This window comes from Labrys sp. E2SS-1L (assembly GCF_057073705.1).
This window is the reverse complement of record NZ_CP172714.1, coordinates 116,282-141,109: the sequence shown is the minus strand read 5'-3', so window position 1 is coordinate 141,109 and position 24,828 is coordinate 116,282. Positions and strand designations below refer to the sequence as shown.

Genomic DNA, 24,828 nt, shown 5'->3' with positions numbered 1-24,828 from the left:
TTCCGGTGCATGCCGGTCGGTCGCGGGCATGCTGCCCGGTTTATGTGAGCGTTTTCAACGCTCCGGCATGCACAGCCCGCCGGCAATCCCGCCGGGGGCTTGGCCATGAGCGGGCAGGATAGCGATCTTCGCATCCGGCCGGGCCGCATCCGCTCCACCCGTGCCCCCAAGGCCAAGAGCTTCATCAACAGGGTGCTGCGGGCCGCGCAGAGGGCCGGACACATCGCCGGCACCCGATCCGCAAGAACGACGGGCGGCCGGCTCGGCCATTCCACCTTTGGGCGTGGGCGCACCGCCTTCGGCCGATCCCGCCTGTTCGCCCCCACGCGCCGCGTCGTGGTCAAGGCCCGCATTGCCCGCCACAAGGGCCGGGCCTTCCGCTCGGCACCGGTCTCGGCACACCTGTCCTACCTCAAGCGCGAAGGCGTCAGCCGCGAAGGGGGCAGGGGCGTGATGTTCGACGTCGCCACCGATCGCGCCGACGATCTCGCCTTTGCCGAGCGCTGCCGGGACGATCGTCATCACTTCCGCTTCATCGTCTCGCCCGAGGACGCTGCCGAGATGAGTGACCTCAAGGCCTTCACCCGCGATCTCGTCCGGCAGATGGAAGCCGATCTCGGCACACGCCTCGACTGGGTCGCCGCCGATCACTGGAACACCGACAACCAGCATGTGCATCTCATCGTGCGCGGTGTCGACGACACCGGCGCGGATCTGGTGATCGCGCGCGACTATGTCAGCCGGGGCCTGCGATCGCGCGCCGAGGACTTGGTCGCCCTCGAACTCGGCCCCAAGCCCGAGCATGAGATCCGCAATGCGCTCGAAAAGGAGATCACGGCCGAACGCTGGACCCGCCTCGACGCCGAGATCCAGCACACCGCCGACGAAGCAGGCTATGTCGATTTGCGCCCCGGCAATACCGGTCTCGCCGATTCCGAACTGCGGCGCCTGATGATCGGCCGCCTCCAGCACGTCGAGAAGATGGGCCTCGCCGTGCAATCGGCTTCCGGCGAATGGTTGGTTGGCCTCGAAGCCGAGCGCACGCTGCGCGATCTGGGGGAACGTGGCGACATCATCAAGACCATGCATCGGGCCTTTGCCGAGCGAGGAGGGGAGCGTGGAGAGCGCGGCGTCGCCGACTATCTCATCGATGATGTCGGCAATGGCTCGCCGATCATCGGCCGTCTCATCGACAGAGGCTTGCACGACGAGCTGACCGGGCAGGCCTATGCCGTCATCGACGGCACGGATGGCCGGGCGCATCATGTCCGCTTCCAGGGCATCGAAGCCTTCGAGCAGGCGCCGGCTAATGGCGGAATCGTCGAGGTCCGCCGTTTCGGTGGCCCAGAAGATCGGCGGCCGGCTGTGGTCCTCGCTTTGCGCTCCGATCTCGATCTTGCGACGCAGGTTGCGGCACCCGGCGCCACCTGGCTCGATCATCGCCTGGTCGAGCGAGAGCCTATGCCGCTGGCGCAGACCGGCTTCGGCCAGGAAGTGCGGGAGGCCATGCTGGCGCGGGCCGAGCATCTGGCCGATCAAGGGCTGGCGCAGCGGGAGGGCCAGCGCCTGGTGCTGCAGCGCAACCTACTCTCGACCTTGCGGCGCCGTGAGCTCGAGGCGGTCGGTAATCAGCTCTCGGCAGAAACGGGCTTGCCGCGTGTGAAGGCTGAAGCCGGTGGCTCCATTGCCGGGACGCTACGCCAGCGCCTCAGCCTCTCCTCGGGCCGCTTTGCCGTGATCGACAATGGTCTCGGCTTCCAGCTGGTGCCCTGGTCGCGCGAGCTCGACCGCAAGCTGGGCCAGCACGTTGCCGGCATCGCCCGGGACGGGGGCGGCATCGAATGGAGCCTCGTCCGCAAGCGCGACCTCGGGCTCGGCCTCTGACGTGCGCATAGCCCCAACACTCATGAGCAGAAAGGAACTTGCCATGTCTGCGACCCGGATTCTGTGGGGGCCGATCACAGTGGTCTTTCTCATCGTCCTCGCGGCCATCTGGGCGGCCACTCAATATGTCGCCTGGCAACTTGGCTTCCAGGGCCAATTGGGTGCGCCCTGGTTCAGTGTGCTGGGCCTGCCGGTCTATTATCCGCCTGCCTTCTTTTGGTGGTGGTACTTCTACGACGCCTATGCGCCGGGCATCTTCAATGAAGGTGCGTTCATCGCGGCCTCCGGTGGTTTCCTGTCGATTACGGTTGCCATCGCCATGTCGGTGTGGCGGGCACGCGAGGTGAAGAGGGTGGAGACCTACGGCTCGGCACGCTGGGCCGACAGGAAGGAGATGGCCGCTGCCGGCCTGCTTGGAGCCGATGGCGTTGTACTCGGCCGGCATGAGAATATCTATCTGCGTCATGACGGTGCTGAGCATGTCCTGTGTTTCGCCCCGACCCGTTCGGGCAAGGGCGTCGGCCTCGTCGTTCCCACACTGCTGACCTGGCCGGGGGCGGCCATCGTCCACGACATCAAGGGCGAGAATTGGCGGCTCACCGCCGGCTTCCGCGCCCGGCATGGCCGGGTCCTCCTGTTCGATCCCACCAACCCGGACTCGGCCGCCTACAATCCCTTGCTCGAGGTGCGCCAGGGCGATTGGGAGGTGAGGGACGTGCAGAACGTCGCCGATGTGCTGGTTGATCCCGAAGGCTCGCTCGAGAGGCGCAATCATTGGGAGAAGACCAGCCACGCGCTGCTGGTCGGCTCTATCCTCCATGTTCTCTATGCCGAGAAGGACAAGACGCTCGCCGGCGTCGCCGCCTTTCTCTCCGACCCGCAGCGTTCCATAGAGGCAACGCTGCTGGCGATGATGACGACCAGGCATCTGGGCGAGAGGGGACCCCATCCCGTCGTCGCCTCGACCGCGCGCGAACTCCTCAACAAATCAGGCAACGAGCGCTCGGGCGTGCTCTCGACCGCCATGTCCTTCCTCGGCCTCTACCGCGATCCCGTCGTCGCCGCGGTGACCAGCCGCTGCGACTGGCGTATCGCCGATCTCACGGCCGACCGGCGTCCCGCCACGCTCTATCTGGTCGTGCCGCCCTCCGACATCTCGCGCACCAAGCCGCTGATCCGCCTCGTGCTCAACCAGATCGGCCGGCGCCTGACCGAGGACCTTGATGCCACGGGCGAGCGCCATCGCCTGCTGATGATGCTGGACGAGTTCCCGGCACTCGGCCGTCTCGACTTCTTTGAATCAGCGTTGGCCTTCATGGCCGGCTACGGCATCAAGAGCTTCCTGATTGCCCAGAGCCTCAACCAGATCGAGAAGGCTTATGGCGCCAACAATTCGATCCTCGACAACTGTCATGTCCGGGTGAGCTTCGCCACCAATGACGAGCGCACGGCCAAGCGCGTCTCGGACGCGCTTGGCACCGCGACCGAGATGAAGGCGATGAAGAACTATGCCGGCCATCGTCTCTCGCCCTGGCTCGGTCACCTCATGGTCTCCCGCTCGGAAACGGCCCGGCCTTTGCTTACGCCGGGCGAAGTGATGCAACTGCCGCCGGACGAGGAGATCGTCATGCTCGCCGGCACGCCGCCGATCCGGGCGCGGAAAGCACGCTACTACGAGGATGAGCGTTTCCGCGCGCGTCTGCAGGCGGCGCCGGATCCTCGCCAGTGCGAACGAACCGAAGCTGTCGATGCCTGGTCGCAGCGGCAACCGCAGGTGCCTGACCCGACGCTCAAGGCAGCGGTCCTGGCCAATCTTGACGAGGCCAATGCCGGGCTGCGCCGTGAGCCGGAACTTCAAGATCATGTCGCGATCGTTAAGGAAACGCAGGAAGAGAAACCTGCCAAGGAGTTCATTGCCATGCTCGACGACGAACCGGAATCCCTTGTGCGCCGGCGTCAGGTGTTGCGCCGGAAGACGGTGGGACTGGCGCGGCAGGTCTCGCTCGATCCCGATGACGGCATGGAGCTCTGAGTTATGCGCGATCGTCTCAATCTGAGCCTGCCCACCGAGCTGATCGGTCGGATCAACGAACTTGCCCAGCGCAAGCGCTTGACGCGTTCCGCCATCGTGGAGGCCGCCGTGGGCTCCTTCCTCTCGCCCGACAACGCCGATCTGCGGGAAGCGGCGTTCACAAGGCGTCTCGATCGCCTAACGCGTCAGGTGCAGCGCATCGAGCGCGATGTCGGCGTCACCGCCGAGACCTTGGCTCTGTTCGTTCGCTTCTGGCTGGCGATCACGCCGCCGCTGCCGGACGAGGCGCAGGCCGCTGCCCAGGCCAAGGGACGCGAGCGCTTCGAGGGCTTTGTCGAAACGCTCGGGAAGCGACTGCAGAAAGGGCATAGTTTTCTGCGTGAGATTCCAGATGATGTTGATGCTGGCGCCCTCCACGAACTACCTTAGCGCCAAGAGTGGTGAATCCAGGGAGAGCACATTGGCTTCTAATTCGAAATTAACCCTCAAGTTATTCTGGATAAATTCAAATCAGGTGGGCCGATGGCCCTCAATAGCCACCTGCTGTTCGGGCTTGGTGGTTCGCAGCAAGATTGCGCCGAATATGGCCGAAAGGATGGAGCCCAGCAGCACGCCGATCTTGGTCTCGTCGAGCAGGTTCGGGGCATTGGCATAGGCAAGGCCGCCGATGAACAGGCTCATGGTGAAGCCGATGCCGCAGAGCAGCGCCACGCCATAGAGATGGCGCCAGCTGGCATTGGCTGGCAGTTCGGCCCAGTTGGCCCGGATGGCGAGGGCCGCGAAGGCAAAGACGCCGATCTGCTTGCCGACGAACAGGCCGAGCGTCACCCCGAGCGTGACGGGATCGACGAAATTGCCGAGCGACAGGCCACCGAGGGCGACGCCGGCATTGGCGAAACCGAAGATCGGCACGATCAGATAGGTCACGTAAGGGTGCAGCCCGTGCTCGAGCTTATGCAACGGTGTGTGATCATGCTCGTGCCCGCCCTTGCGGCGCAGCGGGATGGTGAAGGCGAGCGCCACGCCGGCCAGCGTGGCATGTACGCCCGACAGATAGGTCAGGACCCACAACACCGCGCCAAGCGCCAGATAGGCCGGCAGGAAGGTGACGCCGCGCCGGTTCATCACGGAAAGCACCACCAGAACGAGGAAGGCGCCGTTGAGCATCCAGATATTCAGCGAGGCGGTATAGAACAGGGCGATGATCACCACCGCGCCGAGATCGTCGATGATGGCGAGCGCCGTGAGGAAGACTTTCAGCGAGGCCGGTACGCGCGGGCCGAGCAAAGCGAGCACGCCGAGGGCGAAGGCGATGTCGGTGGCCGAGGGAATGGCCCAGCCCTGCAGGGTGCCCTCGGCCCGCCAGTTGACCGCCACGAAGATCAGGGCCGGCACCACCATGCCGCCGACTGCGGCGATGCCAGGCAGGGCCCGGCGCGGCCAGCTCGACAATTGCCCGTCCAGCACCTCGCGCTTGATCTCCAGGCCCACCAGCAGGAAGAACAGCGCCATCAGCCCGTCATTGATCCAGTGCAGCAGGCTGAGGCCGCCGACATAGAGGTGGAGCGTATGGAAATAGGCTTCGCCGAGCGGGGAATTGGCCACGATCAGGGCGAGCGCTGCCACCGCCATCAGGATGATGCCGCCGGCCGCCTCGGTGGCGAGGAAGCTCCTGAGAAAGGAGGGACGACGGGAAAGGAAAATCATAGGTACCTGATTCGAATTTCGCCTAGTAATCAACTTTCGCCAAGCTTACCGGGTGCTTGTCAAGAAGTCGGCGAGCGAGAAGCTTGAAACAGCCGATACGGTTCAAGAGCCGAAACGATGCGCCAGGTATAATTCTAACTGGTGAATGGAATCCCAGGGGCGAACGATATCGAAAGATACCGAAGGATCGCTCACCGCGAGCGATCTACTTGCCCTGGTCTTGGCTGTAAGGTCTGTTGGAAGCCCATGCGTGCATGAGGACAGATTTGCCAGCGTCGCAAATCGAAATCCTCTGCGTTTGAGCGTGCGAATAATAGTGGGTATCGCTGCAACGGTACTTGCATGAATATCGTGCATCAGGATGATCGCGCCAGGCGGAGCGCCCGACGCAATAAGGCTGGTGATATAACGTTCATCGTCAAGCCAGTCGAATGAGTCGAAGTTCCAAAAAGCCAGTCGTCGCCAGAGACCCGCCTTGCGCAAGACCCTTTCAACCCGGGCATCGACGAGCCCCCAATGGCGGGCGGATGACATCTGGACGATGGCCGGTCTCTGCCATGACGGCCTCGTCCGTCAGCTCGATTTCGGCAACGATGTCGCCGTCCGTGAGGCTCGTAAGTGCCCGGTGATCAAAGGTATGATTGCCGATCTCATGCCCCTCTTGGAACGCTCGCCTCACCAGACCAGGTGAAAAGGCGAGCCGCTTGCCGACAACAAAGAAGGTGGCATGCACATGCTCGCCGGCGAGGATATCCAATAGCCGTGGAGTCAACGTGGGTTCCGGCCCATCGTCAAAAGTAAGAGCCACACAGGCTTGCAATGTAGGAAGCGCCTGCTCGCTGCGGCCGGCATGCGCTGAGGTGCCGAACAGAGGCAACAGCATAGCTAATACGCAAGATAAACGTCGCATCCAGCGATCCCACACAGCTTGACGAATTCGACAGTGAGCTTTCTTGGGGCTCTTCGCGGATCAATACGCAATTTGTAACTGGTTTGGAATATCGATCTTCGATATAAATGCCGGGCAGTTGAGGTCGACCGCCTTCACGAGCTGGCCCGGGCAGGGGAGACAGGGCCATGCATTGTACCGAGTAGGTCGTAGGGATCTCGACTGCCGAGTGGGAGGACGGGACGGAGCGGCAATCTGGCCGCTCCGTTCTGCCTGCGAACGGTTCTCGACCTCGATGACGAGCCCCTTTGTATTCATGCCTGCAGATCTGACCAAGAGTGGCCGTGTCGTTGGGGGTAGTGCGGATTGTCAGGCTCTGTCCGATTGACGAGAGATTCCCTTCCTAATCCGTAGGAGCCCGAGGGCTGGCCTCTGCCCCCTTTGCGGCTACGTTTTCACGGGTACTAGTTAGCCCGGATAAGGGCGACTTCAATTAACGAAATTTAACTCGGCCGTTATATCGACCTTCGATACAGTTTTGACGTGTGCAGTTTTCCCATGGCTATGTGGAGGGGGCGTGTGGCGGTCGATAATATTCAATAGGAAGGCACAGGATTGGGCGCTGGTCGGACTGGCAACCGCCTTGTTCTTGTCGCCCTGGTTCTTTGGGTTTGCTGCTAAACCGTCGGCCTGGATCGCCTGGTTCAGTTCTTTGTTCATTGCCTATCTGGGGTTTGCAGCGACATTCTCTCGCGGCGAAGATTGGGAGGAGTGGCTTTGCGCCGCATTGGGAGCGGGGCTCTTGTTCGGGCCGGAAGCCGTCGGGCAGCCCTTTGGCATCGCAGCCACGACCACGTTCTGGGGAATCGGAGCAATGACAATGGCGATCTCGCTTTGGGCGGTCTGGCTAAACCGCCGGCCTGCCGATGAATGACGCGCATCCGACTGTCCAATGCCAAAAACAACCATCGAAATCATGACTTGCGGTAGCGAACGATACGAATAAAGGGGAGGGGACCATGGATCGCAGCGACCAAGACATGCTCGAGCCTGGCGTCGAGAATACCGCCGAAAAATCTCTGCAGATCGCGCGTAGGGTGACGCAAATCACCAAAAGCTACATCTTATCCAATTCGATAGAGGCTGGTTCACTACCCACGCTCATATGCGATCTCGCGGCCACTTTTGATAAGATCGCGATGAATGGCGCGGTGATCGAGAAGCCTTCAAAGCCAATTCCCGCAGTTCCGATTAAGAAATCGGTAACAAATGACTACATTGTTTGTCTGGAAGACGGCCTAAAGTTCAAGACTCTAAAGAGGCATCTGCAATCTCATTACAATATGACGATTGATGAATACAAGAAGAAATGGAACCTGCCCGCGAACTATCCCACTGTTGCTTTCAACTACGCGAGGCGGCGCACCGAACTTGCCAAGGCAAACGGCTTAGGCGGTCGCATCACTCGGAGCAGAGCCGTCAAGGCGAAAGCATAGCGCAATGGGATTTCGGATAATGAGCTCGGAAAACCGACCCGAGCCCATGAGCAGGCGAGGCGCTCTCCAATTGGCAGGCGCCTCCCTGGTTGCCGTCACAGGCATTGGCGCTGTGGATGTTCGCCGGAACGCAAATGATTTCAGCATCGATATGGTCAAGGCCAAGGCCAGGGCACTCAGCCGCGAAAAACAAGTGCCAGCTTCATTCGACCTGCCATCCTGGCTTGATCACCTGAACTACGACGAATACCGAAGCATCCGATATGTCACGGATCAGTCGCTCCTCGCGGATGGCCCATCACGCTTTCGGCTTCAAATGTTTCACCGGGGCAGCATTTTCAAACGTCGAGTCGATGTGAATGTCGTGAAAGGGGGCATCGTCCAGCCGGTCGCCTACTCACCGACATATTTCAAGTCAACGCAAGTCGACAAGCTTGCTTCCTTGCCCAACTCATTGGGATTTGCTGGTATCCGCATTCTTTGGCCGCTCAACAGTGACACGAAGTTCGACGAAGTCATATCCTTCCTTGGAGCAAGCTACTTTCGATTTCTAAGCAGAGGACAGCAATATGGGTTGTCGGCCAGAGGGCTGTCGATCGGATCGGGCTCGCCTGGTGAAGAGTTTCCCTATTTCAGAGAGTTTTGGATCCGAGAGCCGGCCTTTGATGCTGATGTCATAGCGATCTACGCTCTGCTTGATAGCCCCTCCATAACGGGATGTTTTGAATTCGAGCTGGCTCCTGGAACCTCAACGCAACTGCATGTGCGAGCGACGCTGTATCCCCGCCGAAATCTCTCAGGCATGGGCGTCGCGCCGCTGACGTCGATGTTCTTCTTTGGCGAAAACACGTTTCAGAAACCGCATGATTTCCGGTCGGAGGTCCATGACTCCGATGGTTTGGCGATCCACTCCGGATCTGGAGAATGGATCTGGCGCCCGCTTCGAAATCCTCCTGCATCGTCGATGTCTTCTTATATCGATAGTGGGACACAGGGCTTCGGATTGCTCCAGCGCGATCGTGTTTTTCGCAGCTATGAGGACCTGGAGGCTCGCTACCACGCGCGGCCAAGCTATTGGGTGGATTTTGGACACGCTCCCGGCAGCGGCAGGGTGGTGTTGACCGAGCTTCACGCCCGCAAGGAGAGCGAAGACAATATCGTGGCGTGCTGGGTTCCCGACGAGCAACCGGTCGCGGGCGGAGAGAGCCAGTTCAGCTATTCACTTGTCTCTGCCGCGGGGCCACTACACGGCGGGGGGCGGTCGGTCAGCACATTCGAATCCAAGGCCGGCGTCGCAACGTCGAAGGGACGGGAGCAGACGATTCGCTTCATCCTTGATTTTCGAGGCGGCGCCTTGGGCTCAAAAAATCTAGATGTTGCCAATGTTAAACTGGTTGCATGGGCATCGGACGGTCAGGTCATTCGAAGCAGCGTGCAAAAAAATCCGGAGATTGCCGGCATTCGGGCCACCTTCGACGTTGAGCTGCCCGTCGTTGGCGGTACTGAATTGCGGGCATTTCTAAGATCCGGAAAGGACGTGCTTACAGAAACCTGGTCATATCGACATGATGGTATCGATTAATGATTTTCTGGGGGTGAAGTGACTCGCTGGCCAGCTGGCTCTCCAATCGCAATACGTCATTGCCCGTTGTGCGTGACAGATATTTCCGTCGATCGAGGGCCAAAAGAAGAGCGCATCCATCCGGCGCGCAACGCATTGAGTTTGCCACATCGACTCGACCTATTGCGGCGGCTGCATCAGATCCTGAAGAGTCCCAACGAAATTCGCTCCGGCACGCCGCAGTTCCTCGACGTGGACAGAGGCGAGCGAGCGAAGATGTTCTTCTCCGACATCCGTCAGTGAAATGAACACCCGTCGCTTGTCGTGGGAATCGGGGACGCGCGTGAGCAGGCCGAGCTTGGCCATTCGATTGACAAGCGAAACGGCCGTGTGATGGCGAATGAACATCAACTCGGCAAGATCGCCCACTGATAGAGGCTCGTGGCGTGAAAAGCCCTTGATTGCAACCAAGGCTTGGTACTGATGAGGTGTAACCCCGGCCTTCGCTGCGGCGTCCTCCGAAAAGGCGAGATATTTTCTGATTTCGTAACGAAACCGGGCCAGAGCATCGTAGTTCACCTCGCTCTCTTTCCCCGTCGAACGCTTGGTGGCGGGACGCGAAGGGCGTTTGTCCTCGGTCATGACTTACTCCCAGACACAACTGGCATCGCTGCTTGAGGTGCCCCTCTCGGCGGCGTATATCGAACTTCGATGCATTATCGGCGGCTATAGGACTCTGGTCGCTCTTGCTTTGGAGAAGGTCAAGTCGTGCCAGCCAAATTACAAGGGGAGCACCCACCATATCGTTCTGACGAGCCTTTGCGAGGGGGCAAAGGCGGCCTTCGGGTGAAAGCAAGGGGCCTGCCCCTGCTTTTGCGTCGGCGAACGGCAACCACGGTCGGAGCCGTCGTGCTCGGGCTCGTCGCACTTGCGTTTGCCTGGCTTGCAGACGAGGCTTCGCGCTTGTTCCTGTTACTCGTTGATCGGGCCCCCTATTCACCGTTGATCATCACACCACTCGGGCTGGCGGCACTCGTGGCGCTCACACAACGCCTCGCGCCTGCCGCGCGTGGCTCTGGTATCCCTCAGGTCATCGCCGGGGCGGCGGATCCGCGGCGAGCGATTGGCGCGGGCCTCATTTCCATGAAAACCGCTATTTTGAAATGTGCAGGAACTGTTGCTGCCCTGCTGGTCGGCGCTTCCGTAGGGCGCGAGGGACCGACCGTTCAGGTCAGCGCTGCGATCATGGCTTATGTTCACCGCACACTCAGGATCGACCTTTCATCGGCTGTGGTAATCGCGGGGGGAGCTGCCGGCGTGTCGGCCGCCTTCAATACACCGCTTGCCGGTGTGGCCTTTGCCATCGAGGAACTGGCCGCGTCCTATCAGCAACGACTGGCACTCCTTGCCATGGCAGCCGTCATGATCTCCGGGCTGGTCAGCCAGGGCATCGCCGGTGACTATGTTTACTTCGGCGCCGTGCATCAGATGATCGCGTTCCGTCTGGCTTTGGTCGTCTCGTTGGCGGCCGGCGTCATTGGTGGGCTATGCGGAGGCCTCTTCTCGCAGGCGGTGATCGCCTTTGGCAGTACCTCTTGGCGACCGGTTGCCTTCATGCGCTCCCGGCCGATCGCGTTGGCTGCTGGGTGCGGTGTTGCAATCGCTATGCTTGGCATCGTGACAGGTGGCGAGACCTGGGGGGCGGGCTATGATTCTGCCAAAATGTTGGTCGAGTCCCAGTCCCAACCCTTGTGGTTTGGTCCTGCTAAATTTCTGTCGACTTTGATAACCATGCTCAGTGGTGTTCCTGGAGGCATCTTTGCCCCCTCCTTGGCTACCGGAGCGGGCGTCGGGAATCTGTTGTCGCTGTTTTTCCCCGGCGAACCGCTCGGAGCGGTCGTTATTTTGGGCATGACAGGCTACTTCGTCGGCGTCGTGAGGGCACCGCTCACTGCGGTGCTGATCATTGCGGAAATGACGGACAGTCGCGCGATGATCCTGCCACTGCTGGCGACCGCGATTATCGCGGATGGCGTGTCGGCCTTCGTCTGCCCGCAGCGGCTCTATCACGCCTTGTCCAAGGCCTTTACCCTTCGTCCGGCGCCTCAAAAACCGGAATCAACAGGGCAGGGATAGATATTCGATCGACAAGTCGTCAGAGTACCCAGCGAAAAGCTCGTTTGAGTTCGCTGAGGCCATCGCGGTCGTAGCAGCGCCCATGTGAGAGTATAATTCGCTCGGGGTTCCACTCGATCATTCGTCGAACCGCCGAACGCACCTGGTCCCGATGTCCCAGGAAGCTCAACTGCATGTCGTAGGGCGCCTTCCCGTCTGGATCGGATGCGCCTGCGAGCCGAATGACCCAGCGCAACCATCGAGCGTGGATTCGACATGGCTCGAAATTCTCAATGAGGTCAGTGAGTATCAAGGTCCGGCTGGAGCGATGGAAGAAATCGACCTCTGTCAATGAGGTCCCGCACACAAGACATTGCGCGATTGAGTCTGCCCATGCTCGAGGCGCTGTCTCACCGAGCTCTTCGTCGATTCTTGTCGGGCGACGTGTTTTGGCGACGAGGCCTGGAGGGCCATAGCTGCGGGCGGCCGGGAAGCCCTTTTGCCAATCCGGCAGATACCAATAATGCAATGTGTTGGGAGCAATGAGGCAGGATACGTGGCCCAGTTGCGCCACTGCGGCCGCGAGACAATCGTGCCAGGCGATGGGAGAATGAACCCAGATCTCACCAGATGGCAGGCGTATCACCGTCATGCGTGTGGGAAAAGGTATCGTCAGTCCAAGACTGCGCATCTGTATTTCCGGACCGTCGGCGATCCATACGTTTTCAGCAAGTTGCTTCAGGCTGTTGAGAGGCAAATACGGTGAATGGGCTTGCATGGGCATGCTCCACCTTCAACGGTGATGATTGCCAATCGAAAGGGCGCTGTTGCCCGCGATCTTGCTTTCGGTCCCGATCGACTCGGGACCGAAAGCGCCTAGCGGCAATTGCGCGATGCCAGATCCCAGGCTTTGGTGAAACCAGTGAGCGAGAAAGTATCGATGTTGCGATGTCCACGGCCAGTCAACGCCACAATGGTCAGTTGTTGGCCTGCTTTCATCAACTCGACAATCCTGCCCTGATCCCCATCGTTTTGTGGCCAGCCATTCTCGCCTTTCCCATAGACCATGAAACTGCGTCCTCCGATCTGGAGGCTATGCGAGCTTCCCGTCCGGAGGGGAAATCCCAGGGAGACAGCAATTTCCGGCATTGCAGCCCTTCCCGCATGATGGGTGACGAACATGCTGCCGGGATCTCGGCGCAGGCCATCGGGGCTTCTTACCTTCGGAACGGTTTGCACGTAGCAATCCCGAGTGTTCGAACCCTCCACCGTGTAGACCTTCCAGTCCCCGAATGTGCCCATGAGTTGAGGCGATGCCGCCATTGCGGGCGCCAAACTTCCTCCAACTAGGACAGCGATGGCTGCAAAGAGCCGAGGCCACATCAAATAACGGCGCCATCGGATCTTGGCAGGCATAAAGGCCGTGATCTTCGTTGGGCAACGGGGCACACGTTTGGCGGCCGGCATTCCATGGATTCCTTGCAAGAAAGGGGGCATTGACCACTTGAGAGCATCGGCGCGGGTGCGCGGCTCGGCGCAGGGCCTGCGTTGCCTAAGGAGGTCGTCTGCCCATGTAAGAAGCGTGCCAATCTATATCGAAATTCGATATAGATTGGCAATCGGGGCGAAGCCAGAGTTGCTGCCAAGGTAAATGATCGGTTGAACGAGGATGGTAAGTTCTAAGCTGTGAAAGCTGCGCGTAAGATGCGCTCGCTACCACCACCTTTCAGCAGGCCGGACCTCAAGGCGGCTGTCTCGATGTCGGATTTCCAGCTATGGCGCACCGGATATGAAGTCCGCTGTCATTGCTTGGTGGCAACAGGGGAATGCCTGAATGACCACTCGGCCCAGAGTGACACCGCGATCGTCAGAAGACCGATGACGCGGTGAGCCCAGGCGATGAGAAAATCCGCCCCAAAGCCGAGGAGATGCGGGGCGAAAACGAGCCAGAGCCCAAGTGCGGTCGTGACCCATTCTTCCCATTGGGAAATCTGGAACAACGACGCTTCGAAAAGAGACGCCGCGGCGAGATAGGCAAGCAGGATGGCCCCCAGCCAGGCACTCCAACTCGCTGCGTGATCGCCGGTGCCGGCGATCCACGGCATGACAAAAAGGGTGAGCGCAAGGATGCCGAGAAGCCAATCCTGGGCGCTTTTATTCTGCCAGATCGTACCGGGCATTTCGTCCTCCAACACTGACGCCAGACAAGTTCGAATAAGGAAGTCAAATATATCGAATATCGATATATTTGACTTGTTAAATTGCCGTAATGGGGCGGCGCCTGCCTTGGTCGAGGCGTAGCCCATCGGGGACGTTCCTCTTGATCAGGCTCGAACTTCCTGGCGCTGGAAGGCGATGTAGGCGATGGTGTAGACCAGCACCATCGCCGCAATCATTCCGGACAACTGCGGCCAGATCAAAAGAATGCTTTGCCCGAACGGAAGCGGCGAGCCGATTACCGCGCCCTCGAGTTGACTCATGAACACGAGCCCGAGGGAACGGGTTGCCGGATTGAGGAGAGCGCTGATCGTCTCGCCATAGAGCGTATTTGGCGAGAGACGCGCAATCATGTGCGAGACCTCCATCTGATGGACCGCCGTCATCGGATCATAGGGATTGACCGGAGCGATGAAACTGGCCGCCAGTGGTGCGATCATGCCCCAGAACAGGGTGAACACCAGCCACAAGGTCAGCGTCGCGAGCGCTGATGTGGCGGGAGAGCGGAAGATCGTCGAGAACAACAGCGCCACCGCCAGCCACACGCCTGCATAGGCCAGTGAAGCCAGGAGAAACGCGATGCCGCGCAGGATTTCCTCGCCCGACGGAGGCAGACCCAAAGTGAGAATGCCCATGCCTGTTATCAGCAGCCATAGAACGAGGAGGCAAATGCCGATGACCGTCAGCCCGCCCAGGAATTTTCCCGCCAAGAGCGCGTCACGATAGATGGGTTGAGACAGGATGCGGCTCATTGTCCGACGGCTATACTCGCCATTCACCGCGTCAAATCCCAAGGCGATGCCGACCAATGGCAACAGGAACCCGAGGAAGGCGACGAAGGAAGGTAACGGCTCGCGGGCGGTCGTCAGCAAGCGCAGGAAGAGAAATGGATCTTCCCCGACATTGGCCTTGATCTGACCGATCGCGCCGTAGATCGCGCCGGTCGCGGTGAGAATCACGAGTAGAGTCACCAGATGCATTCTGGCGCTCGTCATATGATCGGCGGCCTCTTTGAGGGCCACCGTCGACGTCCCGGTAAAAGGCGAGCCTTCACGCTGCATGGGTCACCTGTTCAAAATAGCGGACATAGACCTCGTCGAGGCTGGATCGTTCGGAGGAAAGACGGCTTAGCGTACCTCCCGCCTGTATGATCGTTTTGGCGATATCATTGCGTAGGTCTCGGTCCGCCTCGACGCGCAACACGCCGGATGCCGACGAGGATATCCGGGTGACGCCGGCGATGCGACCCAGCAGGGCTTCTGCCTGGCATCCCTGCGCTTCGACTTCCGTCACACGGAAGCCGCCAAGCACCTGCCGTGCAAGGTCGGGAACACGCCCTACCAATCCCGCCTTGCCGCGATGAAACAGGGCAACGCGTGAGCAGACCGCCTCGACCATGTTGAGCAGATGCGAAGAAAGGATCACCGTCATTCCCTCTCGCGACAGCCGGCCGATCAATTCGAGCAGGTCCTGGGTCGACTGCGGATCGAGACCGGCAGTCGGCTCGTCCAGGATCGCCACCTCGCATGCCTTGACCAGCAGCTCGGCTATTCCCAAGCGTTGCCGCATGCCGCGGGAAAAGGTTGCGACGCGCCGGTCGGCCACATCGCGCAGGCGTACCCGCGACAGGGCCGCATCGATACGAGGCTGCAGTTCGGATGTCGCAATCCCGCCCAGTCTTGCGGTGTAGGTGAGGTTTTCTCTTGCGGTGAGGTGGTCGTAAAACCCCACCGCATCGGGCAGATATCCCACTTTCCGCTTGACCTTGAACGGTTCGCGCAAGGGATCGAAGCCCAGTACGCGCACGTGCCCGGCACTGGGTTCGGTCAAGCCCAGGAACAAGAGGATGCTCGTCGTCTTTCCCGCGCCGTTGGGACCGAGCAGGCCGAAAACCTCGCCCGCTTCGATGGTGAGATCAAGCGCATCGACCGCAATCGCCTGGCCATAGCGCTTGGTGAGGCCTTTGGCCTCGATCACCGGGGTCATCAGCGCCGACCGTAGCGCGTCACGGCAAAGCCGAGCACGAGGACAGCAGCCGCAATGACGCCGAGGCCCGCTGCTCCCCAGACAGTCGAGGTCACTACCGTGACTCGGAAATCAGCGTTGTCGTAGACGCCGTCCCCCGATGCACTGACGTTCACCATGTAGTCGCCCGCTATTGCCTGTCCCGAGGGCGTCAAATGAAGGGAGACTTCCTGGCTGGCGTTCGGAGCGAGTGCATCGAGGGACTTGGGTTCGAACTCGGCTTTCCAGCCCGTTGGTGCTCGCGCGGTCAGCGCCACATTCTTTGCCGGCGCACTGCCCGAATTGGCCAGGGTGAAATTCACATCCGTTTCCTTGCCGGCCACTGCTCGTCCGGACAAGCGCCCGTCGGGGCCGGAGACATTGATCTGTGGCTGCCCGGTGATGTCGAGGCCAAGTTGTGTCTCGCCTTTCGCCTTTGCACTGGTCGCTGCGACCCCCACGGCATATTGACCGGCAGGTATGGTCTTGGGCGGGGCGATGGAAACCTTGAGTGTCTTGCTCTCCCCCGCCTTCAACGGCAGGCTGGTCAATTCCTGGCTGCCATATTGCTCCTTGAAGGTTGCGACGAAGCCCGGGGGTGTCGTGGCAATCAGGTTGAACGTCCCGGCATCAGGGCTGTCATTCTTGACCGCTACATTGAAGTCGAAGCTAGACTTCGACGTGCCGCGAAGCGCGGGAAGATCGGGCTGCAGTGTCACCTTGGCTGGAGACTGGCTTGCTAGCGTCATGGCGATGGGCAGATTGAGGGCCTGCCCATCATTCGTCCTTCCTTGTACGATGAAGTCGTAGGTTCCCGGTTTCGCATCCTTGGGGGGCGTGAGCTTCAGGGTGAGGCGTTGGTTTTGGTCGGGGGTCACCATCGCCGACGAAATGGGCCTGCCGCCGCCGGAGAGCTCCCATTGCCAATCCTTTGGCAGGCCGGTCAGGGAAAAAGACACGGTGGTGAGGGGGCGATTGACGTTGGATAAGGTGATGTCGAGCCTGGCGTCGTCGCCAATACGCTCGGTTAGGGCAGGAAAATCCGTAGCCAGCCAAAGGCCGGATGGCTTTCCTGTTTGGTCCTGGGCCAAGGCTGGCATTCCAGCCGACAACAGTGCTCCCCACAAGACGAGCGAGGAAGCCAGAAGGCGGATTCGCATGGTGGGTTTCTCCCTATGTTTTACTCCATGCCTCCCAGCTTCAATCATGTATAAATTCAAAATTGGCGAGATTTTGTCACGTAATTTCTAAAATTAATTAAATAAATTTAAAGTTAACTCTCGATAATTTCTTAAATTATTTAATTGATTAATTTCAAATTTTGCTCATTTCGTTCAGTACAGATCGCCGGTCCCCAGGGAAACGCTGCGGCCACCTTGTTGCAACGAGGCATTGATGGGGCCATTGTCTGGTGGCGCCGTGCCGATCTTGAAGGCCTCCAGCAATGAGCCTTGTTCATTGCCGGCTCGCTGCCCCGTGCGTGGATTGACGGTGATCAGTTTTATTCCGACCGGAGGTTGGAACGGCTCGGCAGGTGTCCCCGCGAGAGCGGCCTGCATGAACTCTCCGAAGATGGGGGCGGCCAATCGCCCACCTGTCGCGATGCGGCCCAGGGGGCGCGGTACGTCATAGCCAAGATAGACGCCGGCGACCAAATGCGGGGAGTATCCGACGAACCACACGTCTTTGGAATCGTTGGTGGTGCCCGTCTTGCCGGCGATCGGCCGGCCGAGTGATTTCAAGACCCTTGCCGTCCCCCGCTCCACGACGCCCTGCAGCATGGACGTGATCTGATAGGCCGTCGTGGAGGGCAGCACTTGCTCTGTGATGTCGACCAATCGGGGCTCATCCTGCCCAGTCCAGGAGGGGGAATTGCAGCCCGGGCATTGGCGCTGGTCGTGCCTAAAAATGATGCTCCCATTGCGATCCTGGATTTCATCCACCAACGAAGGCGTTATACGCTTCCCACCATTGGCGAGCATGGCATAGGCCGTCACCATGCGCGTGAGCGTTGTCGCGCCCGAACCCAGCGACATGGCGATATAGGGCGGCAGGTCGTCGTAAATTCCAAATCGGCGGGCGTAGCTGGCAATCAGGGGCATGCCGATCTCCTGCGCAACCCGGACTGTCATCACATTTCGGGACCATTCCAGGCCAAAGCGCAGTGGGCGTGGACCGTAATATTTTCCGCCATCGTTGGCTGGGCTCCACAAAGGCTGTCCGCCACCTGGATCGATGCTGATCGGGTCGTCCGAAACGATGGTGGAGGGCGTGTAGCCGTCATCGAGCGCTGCCGCATAGATGAAGGGCTTGAAGGAGGAACCCGGCTGACGCCACGCCTGTGTGGCACGGTTGAAGTTGCTGTATTGGAACGAAAAGCCGCCATCCATCGCAAGGATGCGGCCGGTCACGGGGTCCATCACGACGATCGCTCCCGATATCTCCGGTATCTGCCGAAGTTCGAAGGAGCCGCTGTCTTTGGCGGGGGCGACGTACACGACGTCCCCAGCTTTGAGGACATCGTCCACGCTCGCCACGGAATGGCCGCCGAACGAATGCACCCAGCGCACACCGTTCGAGTTGATCGTACCGGTGCTGAGACGACTGGCGTCCCGCGGCTTGCCTTCGGGAGTGTGACGCAGGCCTATCAGTGCCGTGTCGTGATCGACCTTGAGCACGACCGCCAGTTGCCAGGGCGCGATATCGTCGGGCTGGCCCAATCCTGTAAGTGCCTTGTGCCAATCGTGGCTTGGATCGAGATGAGCCACCGGACCACGATAGCCCTGCCGCTGGTCCCAGCGCACCAGGCCATCAAGCAGCGCTTTGTGAGACAGAGCCTGCAGGCGCCGGTCCAGGGAGGAACGGATCACCAGGCCGCCCTCATTGAGCTCGTTGGCGCCATAGCGATCGTTCACCTGTTTACGGATATCCTCGGCGAAATATGAAACACCGTTGGAATGGTCCAAAGGGACATGGCGGCTCGATGCCACCAATGAAGCCTGAGTAGCTTGAGCGGCTTGGTCGAAAGTGATGAAACCTTCATGTGCCATACGGCCGATCACCCAATTGCGGCGGGCAATGGCAGCTTCACGATTTCGGACCGGATCATAATTGCTCGGAGCCTTGGGCAGGCTCGCGAGATAGGCCATCTGCGCGACGGACAGGTTCTTCAGCGATCGGCCGAAATAGTTCAGGGCCGCCGCAGCCACACCGTAATTTCCTGAACCAAGATAGATCTGGTTCAAATAAAGTTCCAGAATTCTGTCTTTGGAATAGGTTTGGCTGATACGAAGTGCCAGGATTGCTTCTTCCAGCTTGCGTCGATACGAAACTTCGTTGTTCAAGAAAAAGTTCTTCACAACCTGTTGCGTGATCGTCGATGCGCCCATTGGTCGCCGATTGGAGCCATGTTGCTTCAGATTGTTCACGATCGCGCGGACAACGCCAAGCGGGTCGATGCCGGGATTGGAATAGAAGCCTTTATCCTCGGCGGCCAGGAAAGCATCGATGAGTGTCTGGGGGATCAACTGGATCGGCACGAAGATTCGTCGCTGCCTGGCATATTCTGCAAGGATTGAGCCGTCAGCGGCGTAAACCCGCGTCATGATCGGCGGTTCATAGCTTTCCAGCTGCCGATAGTCGGGAAGATCCTTGTTGATGCTGGCAATCACGCCGCCCATCAGGGCTGCCGAAGCCAAAAGCGTAAGCGAGAGGCTGGAAAAAACGAAGCCCAGAAACCGGATCCAGATCATCTTGTGGGCCCCGTCCGGCGCATGGAAGCGACGTCTTCCCGCGACATAAACGACGGGGATTTCGTATCGAATTTCGACATAACTGCCGAATTAATTTTCAGTAATACGGTTGGTGGGGCGGCTTGCCCTAGCTCAGGCGGGAGAGTTCCCTATCATACTGGTCACCAATCGATGACTCAGGTGGGCGCTGAGACAGAAGTCGGTTCTCCTTCTCGGTGACCGGCAAGCACCCTTAGTCCGAACGCTCTTCGGGAGCCATTTGCGTCTTCGCGATCCCCACCGTCAGGATTAGAACGGCTCACGCTACCGGCCCTTGCTATGCAGACATACTGCGATCACCGACATCGGTGGATGTTGTTTGATTGAGATACCGATGTCCTGCGGAGCCGAGTGAAAGCGGTTGCGCTGCTTATGATCTCGCGGCCACTTGAGCTTTGTCCACGTATGCGGGGACGCCCGCGATCAATTCCCTTTCGCTCGTAAGACCGAGGACAACCCATAAGCACGCCCCGATCAGAACGATCGCAACAATGAAGACTGCGATTGCGGAACAGTCACTCCGATCCATGACACTCAGCCACCATTCTTCGGGGTCCTCATGAGCATGTCTGAAACCCCGCCGTTTCATCTCCGTTCGAACGCAAGCTTGGGAAGACCTTGAAAGAAGTGCCACGCAATGAGGGACAAAGCATGGCAGACAGGGCCAGGAGGGCTTGACCGTCGTCTCGAGTGGAGCCTACTATATCGAGACTCGATATAAATGCCGAGCAACATGACGTCCCTGCGACCTCATTCCTTACTATAAAGCAGTTTCCTGTCTCTTCTGTTTAGGAGTAGATTATTTCGTTAAATTATCGCAAAGATTATCTGTATTTTTATTCTATAACGAGTGTATGATGATCCCTATAAATAAGGGCGTTCGCCTGACTGTATTGCTCTCTTGCGCATTTGTTGGCAGCATGCTTGTCACAGTGTCTTATGCGCCGGCGCTTTATCGGGCGTTTTGTGGGGCTACTGGCTTCGGTGGGACGACAAGAAGAGCGTCCGGTCCAGTCGCCAATCATGGTGCCCCCAGCCCTCATGCCCCGCTAAAAGTGACGTTTGACACCAATCTGGCACCTGGCCTCGACTGGAGTTTCAAACCCGAGCAGCGATCGGTCACTGTTGATGTCGATTCACCAACCACGGTCTATTTCGATGCCACGAATAATTCCGAAAAAACCGTCGTTGCCCGCGCAGTCTACAATGTCACTCCGTCGGCAATTGCGCCGTATTTCTACAAGATTCAATGCTTCTGTTTCACTCAAGAGCGGCTCGCGCCAAAACAATCTGCCAGAATGCCGGTTGTGTTCTACATTGATGACAACATGATCGCCGATGCAAGCGCAAGAGGGGTGCAGGAACTTACTCTTTCCTACACATTCTATGGTCAAAAAGACCTGCCGCCAGACAAGATTGTTGCGGTTAGAGATCTCAAAGCAGGGTCTGATCGAGAGATTAGACAAGGGTTCAGTCCTAAAACCCAATATGAGAACATAAGCAAGCGGCAGCAGTGGCCATAGTATAGCTTATTGAAGATAAAGTTTCATAATTATTGTTTCGGAAGATATAAAATATTTATTGTGAATTAAACAAAAATAATATTTGAGCTTATATGGAAGTGGCTGTTCTGTTCATTTCTGAATTTTGCGCGGAAACGGGACGGAGATCATTCCAGCTGATCCGCACTCATCGTCCGCCTCCTCTCAACGCCGCTTGCCCCCACTTAGAACAAACCAACCATCAGCGGTATAGCTGACACAGCACCCCTTTGTGGGTGCCAGCGAGGAAACGAGATGGCCCTCACCAGCTACATCTCCGACCAAATATGGCTTTGCACCTATCCTATTCGACTGGCGGGGACGAAGTTCGAAGCACGCATGACGACGATCCGGCTCGCCTCTGGCCTGGTCATGCTGCATTCGCCTTGCCATATCACTGCATCCATAGCCGAGGAAATCTCGGCAATCGGCTCGGTGGGCCACATTGTCGTCCCTGGAAATTTTCACCATTTGCACGCATCCTCGGCGCAGATCGCATTTCCTAGTGCAAGCACGTGGATCTGTCCGGGTATTGAAATAAAACGGCCCGACCTGAAGTACGATGGCATTCTCGGTGACGTAGCGCCTGCGGGCTGGGCGGGAGAAATTGACCAGGTGCTGGTGCAAGGGACGCGCATCATGCGTGAAGTTGCAATGTATCACCGCGCCAGCCAAACGCTGATCCTTGTTGACCTCATCGAGAACTTCACGGATGCGACACCCAACACAGGGGGAGCATTGAAGTTGTGGTTAAAATATGTGTTGCGGATATGGGGGAAGCCTGGACCAGCGCCCGAGTACAGGATGGGGCGGAACGATCGGAATTCACTGGCGATATCGCTGAGACGCATACTGGCCTGGGACTTTCGGCGGATTGTGTTGTCGCACGGCGATCTGATCGATCAAGACGCACATGAAGTTGCGGCTGCCGCCTGGTCGAAAGTCCTCGGCCTCGATGATTTATCTCTGCGGGGGGCCTAATACCACCGAGCAAGAGCCGATCAACGGCTGGCCCTTACCAGGACAAGAGTACCGCTTCAACGGAAGATGAGACTTCCAAATCAGCGTCGGGCTCAGTCGGTGTCGTATCGATTCAAGAAATTCTGTCTGGGCCAAGCGTTTGATTATTCGCCTGGATTCAGCGATTTCTCGGTGACGATGGCACCGGTTCCGGCAGATCGGTCGCTAGGGAGTTCTTGTTATGAGTCGAATGTTCGCCGCAAGAACCGTAGTTTATGTCGCTTTCTCCCAAAATACGTGTGAATCGGCACGTGGATTCCATGCCGATCAGCATCGCAACTCCCCGAATATAAACGCGTCAATAGGGTCCCTGGGCGATGCCGATCCATAATGGCGTCGGATCGCTCGCGCCCTTCGCGGTGGGAATTACGATCTGATGCGGCTGACGAAGCTGATCGTCATCGACGCGAGCGCTGCCTCATGGACATTTACCTTGCGTGATTGTGGGTGCTTTCCGACTTCTGTACGGCGGACAGCAGCCATTCGACAAACAATGGGGCATCTGGATGGCGGCTGCTGCCTGCTGGTTGGATCAGGTGAAACGCTTCATCGATAGGCACCGCGAGAGGAAACGGCGCTATCAATCGGCCGGAGGCCAGGGCATGTCCAGCAAGGGAACTGCGGCCCAATGCTACGCCTGCACAGTCCGCCGCCAATTCAAATGCCGTCAAGGACGTGTCGAGATGTAACCCTGAACCGGCATCGACGTGCTGGGCTCCGGCTGCCTGTAGCCAGATGCCCCAGCCTTCATGATAACCCAGCACGTGAAGCAGACGATGATGACGCAAGTCCTGCGGACTGTTCAGAGGATAGCGGCCAGGCAAGTCGGGCGAGCAAAGGGGCGTGATGGTTTCCCAAGTCAGGCGATGGCTGTTGAACCCAGGCCAGTGCCCGGTGCCATATTGTATATCGAGATCGAAGTCCGGCGCGTCAGAAGCGTCGTTCCAGACGCTCGACAGCAAGCGGATGTTCTTGCCCGGATAACGCTCGAGATATTCGGGCAAGCGCTGAGCCAGCCAATTGACGGCGAAGGAAATGGCGCATCGCACTGTCAGCGAACTAGTCCGACGCTGGCCAAACACTTCACGCGTGCCGATAGCCAGCCGTTCCATCGCATCCTGCACCTTGGGCAAATAGGCGGCGCCCGATTTGGTGAGCTCCAGGCCGCGCGGGCGGCGGATGAACAGCACATGGTGCAGATGGTGCTCCAACGATTTTACATGTTTGGAGACGGCGGCTTGCGTGATGTGCAATTCGGAGGCGGCATGGGTGAAACTGAGCGTCCGGGCCGAGGCTTCGAATGCGCGTAGCCATGTCAGAGGCGGGAGGTAAGGGTTCATAACGCGCTCCAAAACACAGTCATAACTTTTTGTATAGGCATGCCCCCCTAATACGTCCTTTGACGAAACCCCGCCAGCCGGATCATTAGTTGTCGACCATAGGGGGAGGGGCCGATGTTTTCAGTTTTCCCAACGGCGCGATTGCGGCCGTCACCGTTTTACGCCTCGGCCGTCGCCGAAGGTATGACCGCGGCCAGCATCTATAACCGGATGATCATGCCCACGTCATATGGTGATCCCGAGGCGGAATACTGGCGACTGATCAACGGCGTCTCTCAATGGGATGTCGGCGTGGAGCGCCAGGTGCAACTGAAAGGGCCGGATGCGGGCCGCCTGGCGCAGATCCTGTCACCGCGCGATCTGTCCAGCTGCAAAGTCGGTCAGGGCAAATATGTGCCGCTATGCAATCACAGAGGCACGGTCATCAATGATCCGATCCTGCTGAAGTTGGCGGATGACCTTTATTGGCTATCGATTGCCGACAGCGACATCTGGTTCTGGGCTGGCGCCATTGCTGCCGAACGTGGCCTAACCATTGAGGTCAGCGAGCCTGACGTCTCCCCCATGGCGCTGCAAGGTCCGAAAGCCGAGGATGTCGTGGCGCATGTATTAGGCGATTGGATTCGACAGCTGAAGTATTTCTGGTTCAAGGAGACCGAAATTGAAGGTATTCCGGTGGCCGTTCAGCGATCTGGCTGGTCCAAGCAAGGCGGGTTCGAGATTTATCTGAAAGACGGGTGTCGGGGCACTCAGCTTTGGAATATCTTCAAAGAGGCGGGCCAGCCATGGGGCATCGGCCCAGGCGCTCCCGCCACGGCGGAGCGCACCGAAAGCGGGCTTGTGTCGGTCGGTGGTGATACCGACGATGCGACCAATCCGTTTGAGGTGCGTCTGGGCAAGTACGTTGATCTTGATGTCGCCGATGACGTCGTGGGTATCCAGGCCCTGCGCCGGATCAAGATGGAGGGTGTGAAACGCCATCAACTCGGGTTGGTGCTTGAAGGCGATGCCCCTGCTCCCCTGGGCTTCCGCCGCCAAGACGTCATCCGCAATGGCCAGCGCATCGGCATGATGACCAATTGCGTCTGGTCGCCGCGTCTGAAAGCGAACATCGGCTATGCGCTGATCGACGTAAGCGTGCCCGCGGGCGAAACGGTGCAAGTGATGCGCGATCAGGGGCCGGTTTCTGCCATGCTCGTAGAGTTGCCTTTTCTGTAACGTCGAGGCCCGG

General features: G+C 58.9%; 22 protein-coding genes. 10 read left to right on the top strand and 12 right to left on the bottom strand.

Annotated features, from left to right (window positions below):
* Positions 1-105: 105 nt before the first annotated feature.
* From ACIGJE_RS33520 to ACIGJE_RS33510, 3 genes are read left to right on the top strand one after another with little or no spacing between them, the layout of a single operon-like run.
* A complete protein-coding gene (locus ACIGJE_RS33520; RefSeq protein ID WP_483681605.1) occupies positions 106-1,884 on the top strand; it encodes a relaxase/mobilization nuclease domain-containing protein in 1,779 nt (592 codons plus the stop codon).
* Positions 1,885-1,927: 43 nt separating this feature from the next.
* The gene (locus ACIGJE_RS33515) at positions 1,928-3,916 is read left to right on the top strand and encodes a conjugal transfer protein TraG (protein WP_483681603.1); all 1,989 of its coding nucleotides are present in this window, start codon (positions 1,928-1,930) and stop codon (positions 3,914-3,916) included.
* Between the two features lie 3 nt (positions 3,917-3,919).
* Positions 3,920-4,345: a ribbon-helix-helix protein, CopG family gene (locus ACIGJE_RS33510; RefSeq protein WP_483681601.1), complete on the top strand. Its 426-nt coding sequence runs from the start codon at positions 3,920-3,922 to the stop codon at positions 4,343-4,345.
* 81 nt (positions 4,346-4,426) lie between these two features.
* On the opposite strand, the gene nhaA is transcribed toward ACIGJE_RS33510, so the two are convergent.
* The 3 genes from nhaA to ACIGJE_RS33495 all read right to left on the bottom strand — a co-directional run bounded on the left by nhaA (position 4,427) and on the right by ACIGJE_RS33495 (position 6,533).
* Positions 4,427-5,623, bottom strand: a complete 1,197-nt coding sequence (gene nhaA / locus ACIGJE_RS33505; protein WP_483681599.1) for a Na+/H+ antiporter NhaA — start codon at positions 5,621-5,623, stop codon at positions 4,427-4,429.
* Positions 5,624-5,725: 102 nt separating this feature from the next.
* A complete protein-coding gene (locus ACIGJE_RS33500; protein WP_483681597.1) occupies positions 5,726-6,106 on the bottom strand; it encodes a polysaccharide deacetylase family protein in 381 nt (126 codons plus the stop codon).
* Positions 6,107-6,113: 7 nt separating this feature from the next.
* Positions 6,114-6,533 (bottom strand): polysaccharide deacetylase family protein, encoded by a 420-nt coding sequence (locus ACIGJE_RS33495; RefSeq protein WP_483681595.1) that lies wholly within the window; start codon positions 6,531-6,533, stop codon positions 6,114-6,116.
* A gap of 556 nt (positions 6,534-7,089) precedes the next feature.
* Here ACIGJE_RS33495 and ACIGJE_RS33490 point away from each other — a divergent pair.
* The 3 genes from ACIGJE_RS33490 (at position 7,090) to ACIGJE_RS33480 (ending at position 9,590) form a co-directional block, all read left to right on the top strand.
* Positions 7,090-7,446 (top strand): SPW repeat domain-containing protein, encoded by a 357-nt coding sequence (locus ACIGJE_RS33490; protein ID WP_367626525.1) that lies wholly within the window; start codon positions 7,090-7,092, stop codon positions 7,444-7,446.
* 85 nt (positions 7,447-7,531) lie between these two features.
* Entirely contained in the window at positions 7,532-8,008 is a 477-nt protein-coding gene (locus ACIGJE_RS33485; RefSeq protein ID WP_483681593.1) for a Ros/MucR family transcriptional regulator, read from the top strand.
* A 70-nt stretch (positions 8,009-8,078) separates the two neighbouring features.
* Positions 8,079-9,590 (top strand): OpgD/OpgG family glucan biosynthesis protein, encoded by a 1,512-nt coding sequence (locus ACIGJE_RS33480; RefSeq protein WP_483681591.1) that lies wholly within the window; start codon positions 8,079-8,081, stop codon positions 9,588-9,590.
* A 159-nt stretch (positions 9,591-9,749) separates the two neighbouring features.
* Here the strand turns inward: ACIGJE_RS33480 and ACIGJE_RS33475 are convergent, their stop codons facing one another.
* Positions 9,750-10,211, bottom strand: a complete 462-nt coding sequence (locus ACIGJE_RS33475; RefSeq protein WP_483681589.1) for a MarR family winged helix-turn-helix transcriptional regulator — start codon at positions 10,209-10,211, stop codon at positions 9,750-9,752.
* Positions 10,212-10,478: 267 nt separating this feature from the next.
* Between ACIGJE_RS33475 and ACIGJE_RS33470 the strand changes: the two genes are divergently transcribed.
* Complete coding sequence (locus ACIGJE_RS33470; RefSeq protein WP_483681587.1) at positions 10,479-11,705, top strand: chloride channel protein; 1,227 nt, start codon at positions 10,479-10,481, stop codon at positions 11,703-11,705.
* Positions 11,706-11,724: 19 nt separating this feature from the next.
* Here the strand turns inward: ACIGJE_RS33470 and ACIGJE_RS33465 are convergent, their stop codons facing one another.
* The 7 genes from ACIGJE_RS33465 to ACIGJE_RS33435 form a co-directional block, all read right to left on the bottom strand.
* Complete coding sequence (locus ACIGJE_RS33465) at positions 11,725-12,468, bottom strand: DUF4336 domain-containing protein (protein WP_483681585.1); 744 nt, start codon at positions 12,466-12,468, stop codon at positions 11,725-11,727.
* A 92-nt stretch (positions 12,469-12,560) separates the two neighbouring features.
* Complete coding sequence (locus ACIGJE_RS33460) at positions 12,561-13,151, bottom strand: invasion associated locus B family protein (protein WP_483681583.1); 591 nt, start codon at positions 13,149-13,151, stop codon at positions 12,561-12,563.
* A 335-nt stretch (positions 13,152-13,486) separates the two neighbouring features.
* The gene (locus ACIGJE_RS33455) at positions 13,487-13,864 is read right to left on the bottom strand and encodes an SPW repeat protein (RefSeq protein WP_483681580.1); all 378 of its coding nucleotides are present in this window, start codon (positions 13,862-13,864) and stop codon (positions 13,487-13,489) included.
* 144 nt (positions 13,865-14,008) lie between these two features.
* Positions 14,009-14,962 carry an ABC transporter permease gene (locus ACIGJE_RS33450; RefSeq protein ID WP_483681578.1) on the bottom strand — a complete coding sequence of 318 codons (954 nt, stop codon included), beginning with the start codon at positions 14,960-14,962 and terminating at the stop codon, positions 14,009-14,011.
* The gene (locus tag ACIGJE_RS33445) at positions 14,952-15,887 is read right to left on the bottom strand and encodes an ABC transporter ATP-binding protein (RefSeq protein WP_483681576.1); all 936 of its coding nucleotides are present in this window, start codon (positions 15,885-15,887) and stop codon (positions 14,952-14,954) included. Before ACIGJE_RS33445 ends, ACIGJE_RS33450 begins: the two co-directional genes overlap by 11 nt.
* Entirely contained in the window at positions 15,887-17,065 is a 1,179-nt protein-coding gene (locus ACIGJE_RS33440) for an NEW3 domain-containing protein (protein WP_483681574.1), read from the bottom strand. Before ACIGJE_RS33440 ends, ACIGJE_RS33445 begins: the two co-directional genes overlap by 1 nt.
* A 174-nt stretch (positions 17,066-17,239) precedes the next feature.
* Complete coding sequence (locus tag ACIGJE_RS33435) at positions 17,240-19,657, bottom strand: penicillin-binding protein 1A (RefSeq protein WP_483681572.1); 2,418 nt, start codon at positions 19,655-19,657, stop codon at positions 17,240-17,242.
* A gap of 893 nt (positions 19,658-20,550) precedes the next feature.
* Here ACIGJE_RS33435 and ACIGJE_RS33430 point away from each other — a divergent pair.
* The gene (locus ACIGJE_RS33430; RefSeq protein WP_483681570.1) at positions 20,551-21,219 is read left to right on the top strand and encodes a cytochrome c oxidase assembly protein; all 669 of its coding nucleotides are present in this window, start codon (positions 20,551-20,553) and stop codon (positions 21,217-21,219) included.
* A 273-nt stretch (positions 21,220-21,492) separates the two neighbouring features.
* Positions 21,493-22,218 carry a DUF4336 domain-containing protein gene (locus ACIGJE_RS33425; RefSeq protein ID WP_483681568.1) on the top strand — a complete coding sequence of 242 codons (726 nt, stop codon included), beginning with the start codon at positions 21,493-21,495 and terminating at the stop codon, positions 22,216-22,218.
* 467 nt (positions 22,219-22,685) lie between these two features.
* Here ACIGJE_RS33425 and ACIGJE_RS33420 read toward each other — a convergent pair whose 3' ends face one another.
* Positions 22,686-23,597: a LysR substrate-binding domain-containing protein gene (locus ACIGJE_RS33420; RefSeq protein ID WP_483681566.1), complete on the bottom strand. Its 912-nt coding sequence runs from the start codon at positions 23,595-23,597 to the stop codon at positions 22,686-22,688.
* Between the two features lie 114 nt (positions 23,598-23,711).
* Between ACIGJE_RS33420 and ACIGJE_RS33415 the strand changes: the two genes are divergently transcribed.
* Positions 23,712-24,815 carry a glycine cleavage T C-terminal barrel domain-containing protein gene (locus ACIGJE_RS33415; RefSeq protein ID WP_483681564.1) on the top strand — a complete coding sequence of 368 codons (1,104 nt, stop codon included), beginning with the start codon at positions 23,712-23,714 and terminating at the stop codon, positions 24,813-24,815.
* Positions 24,816-24,828: the final 13 nt, after the last annotated feature.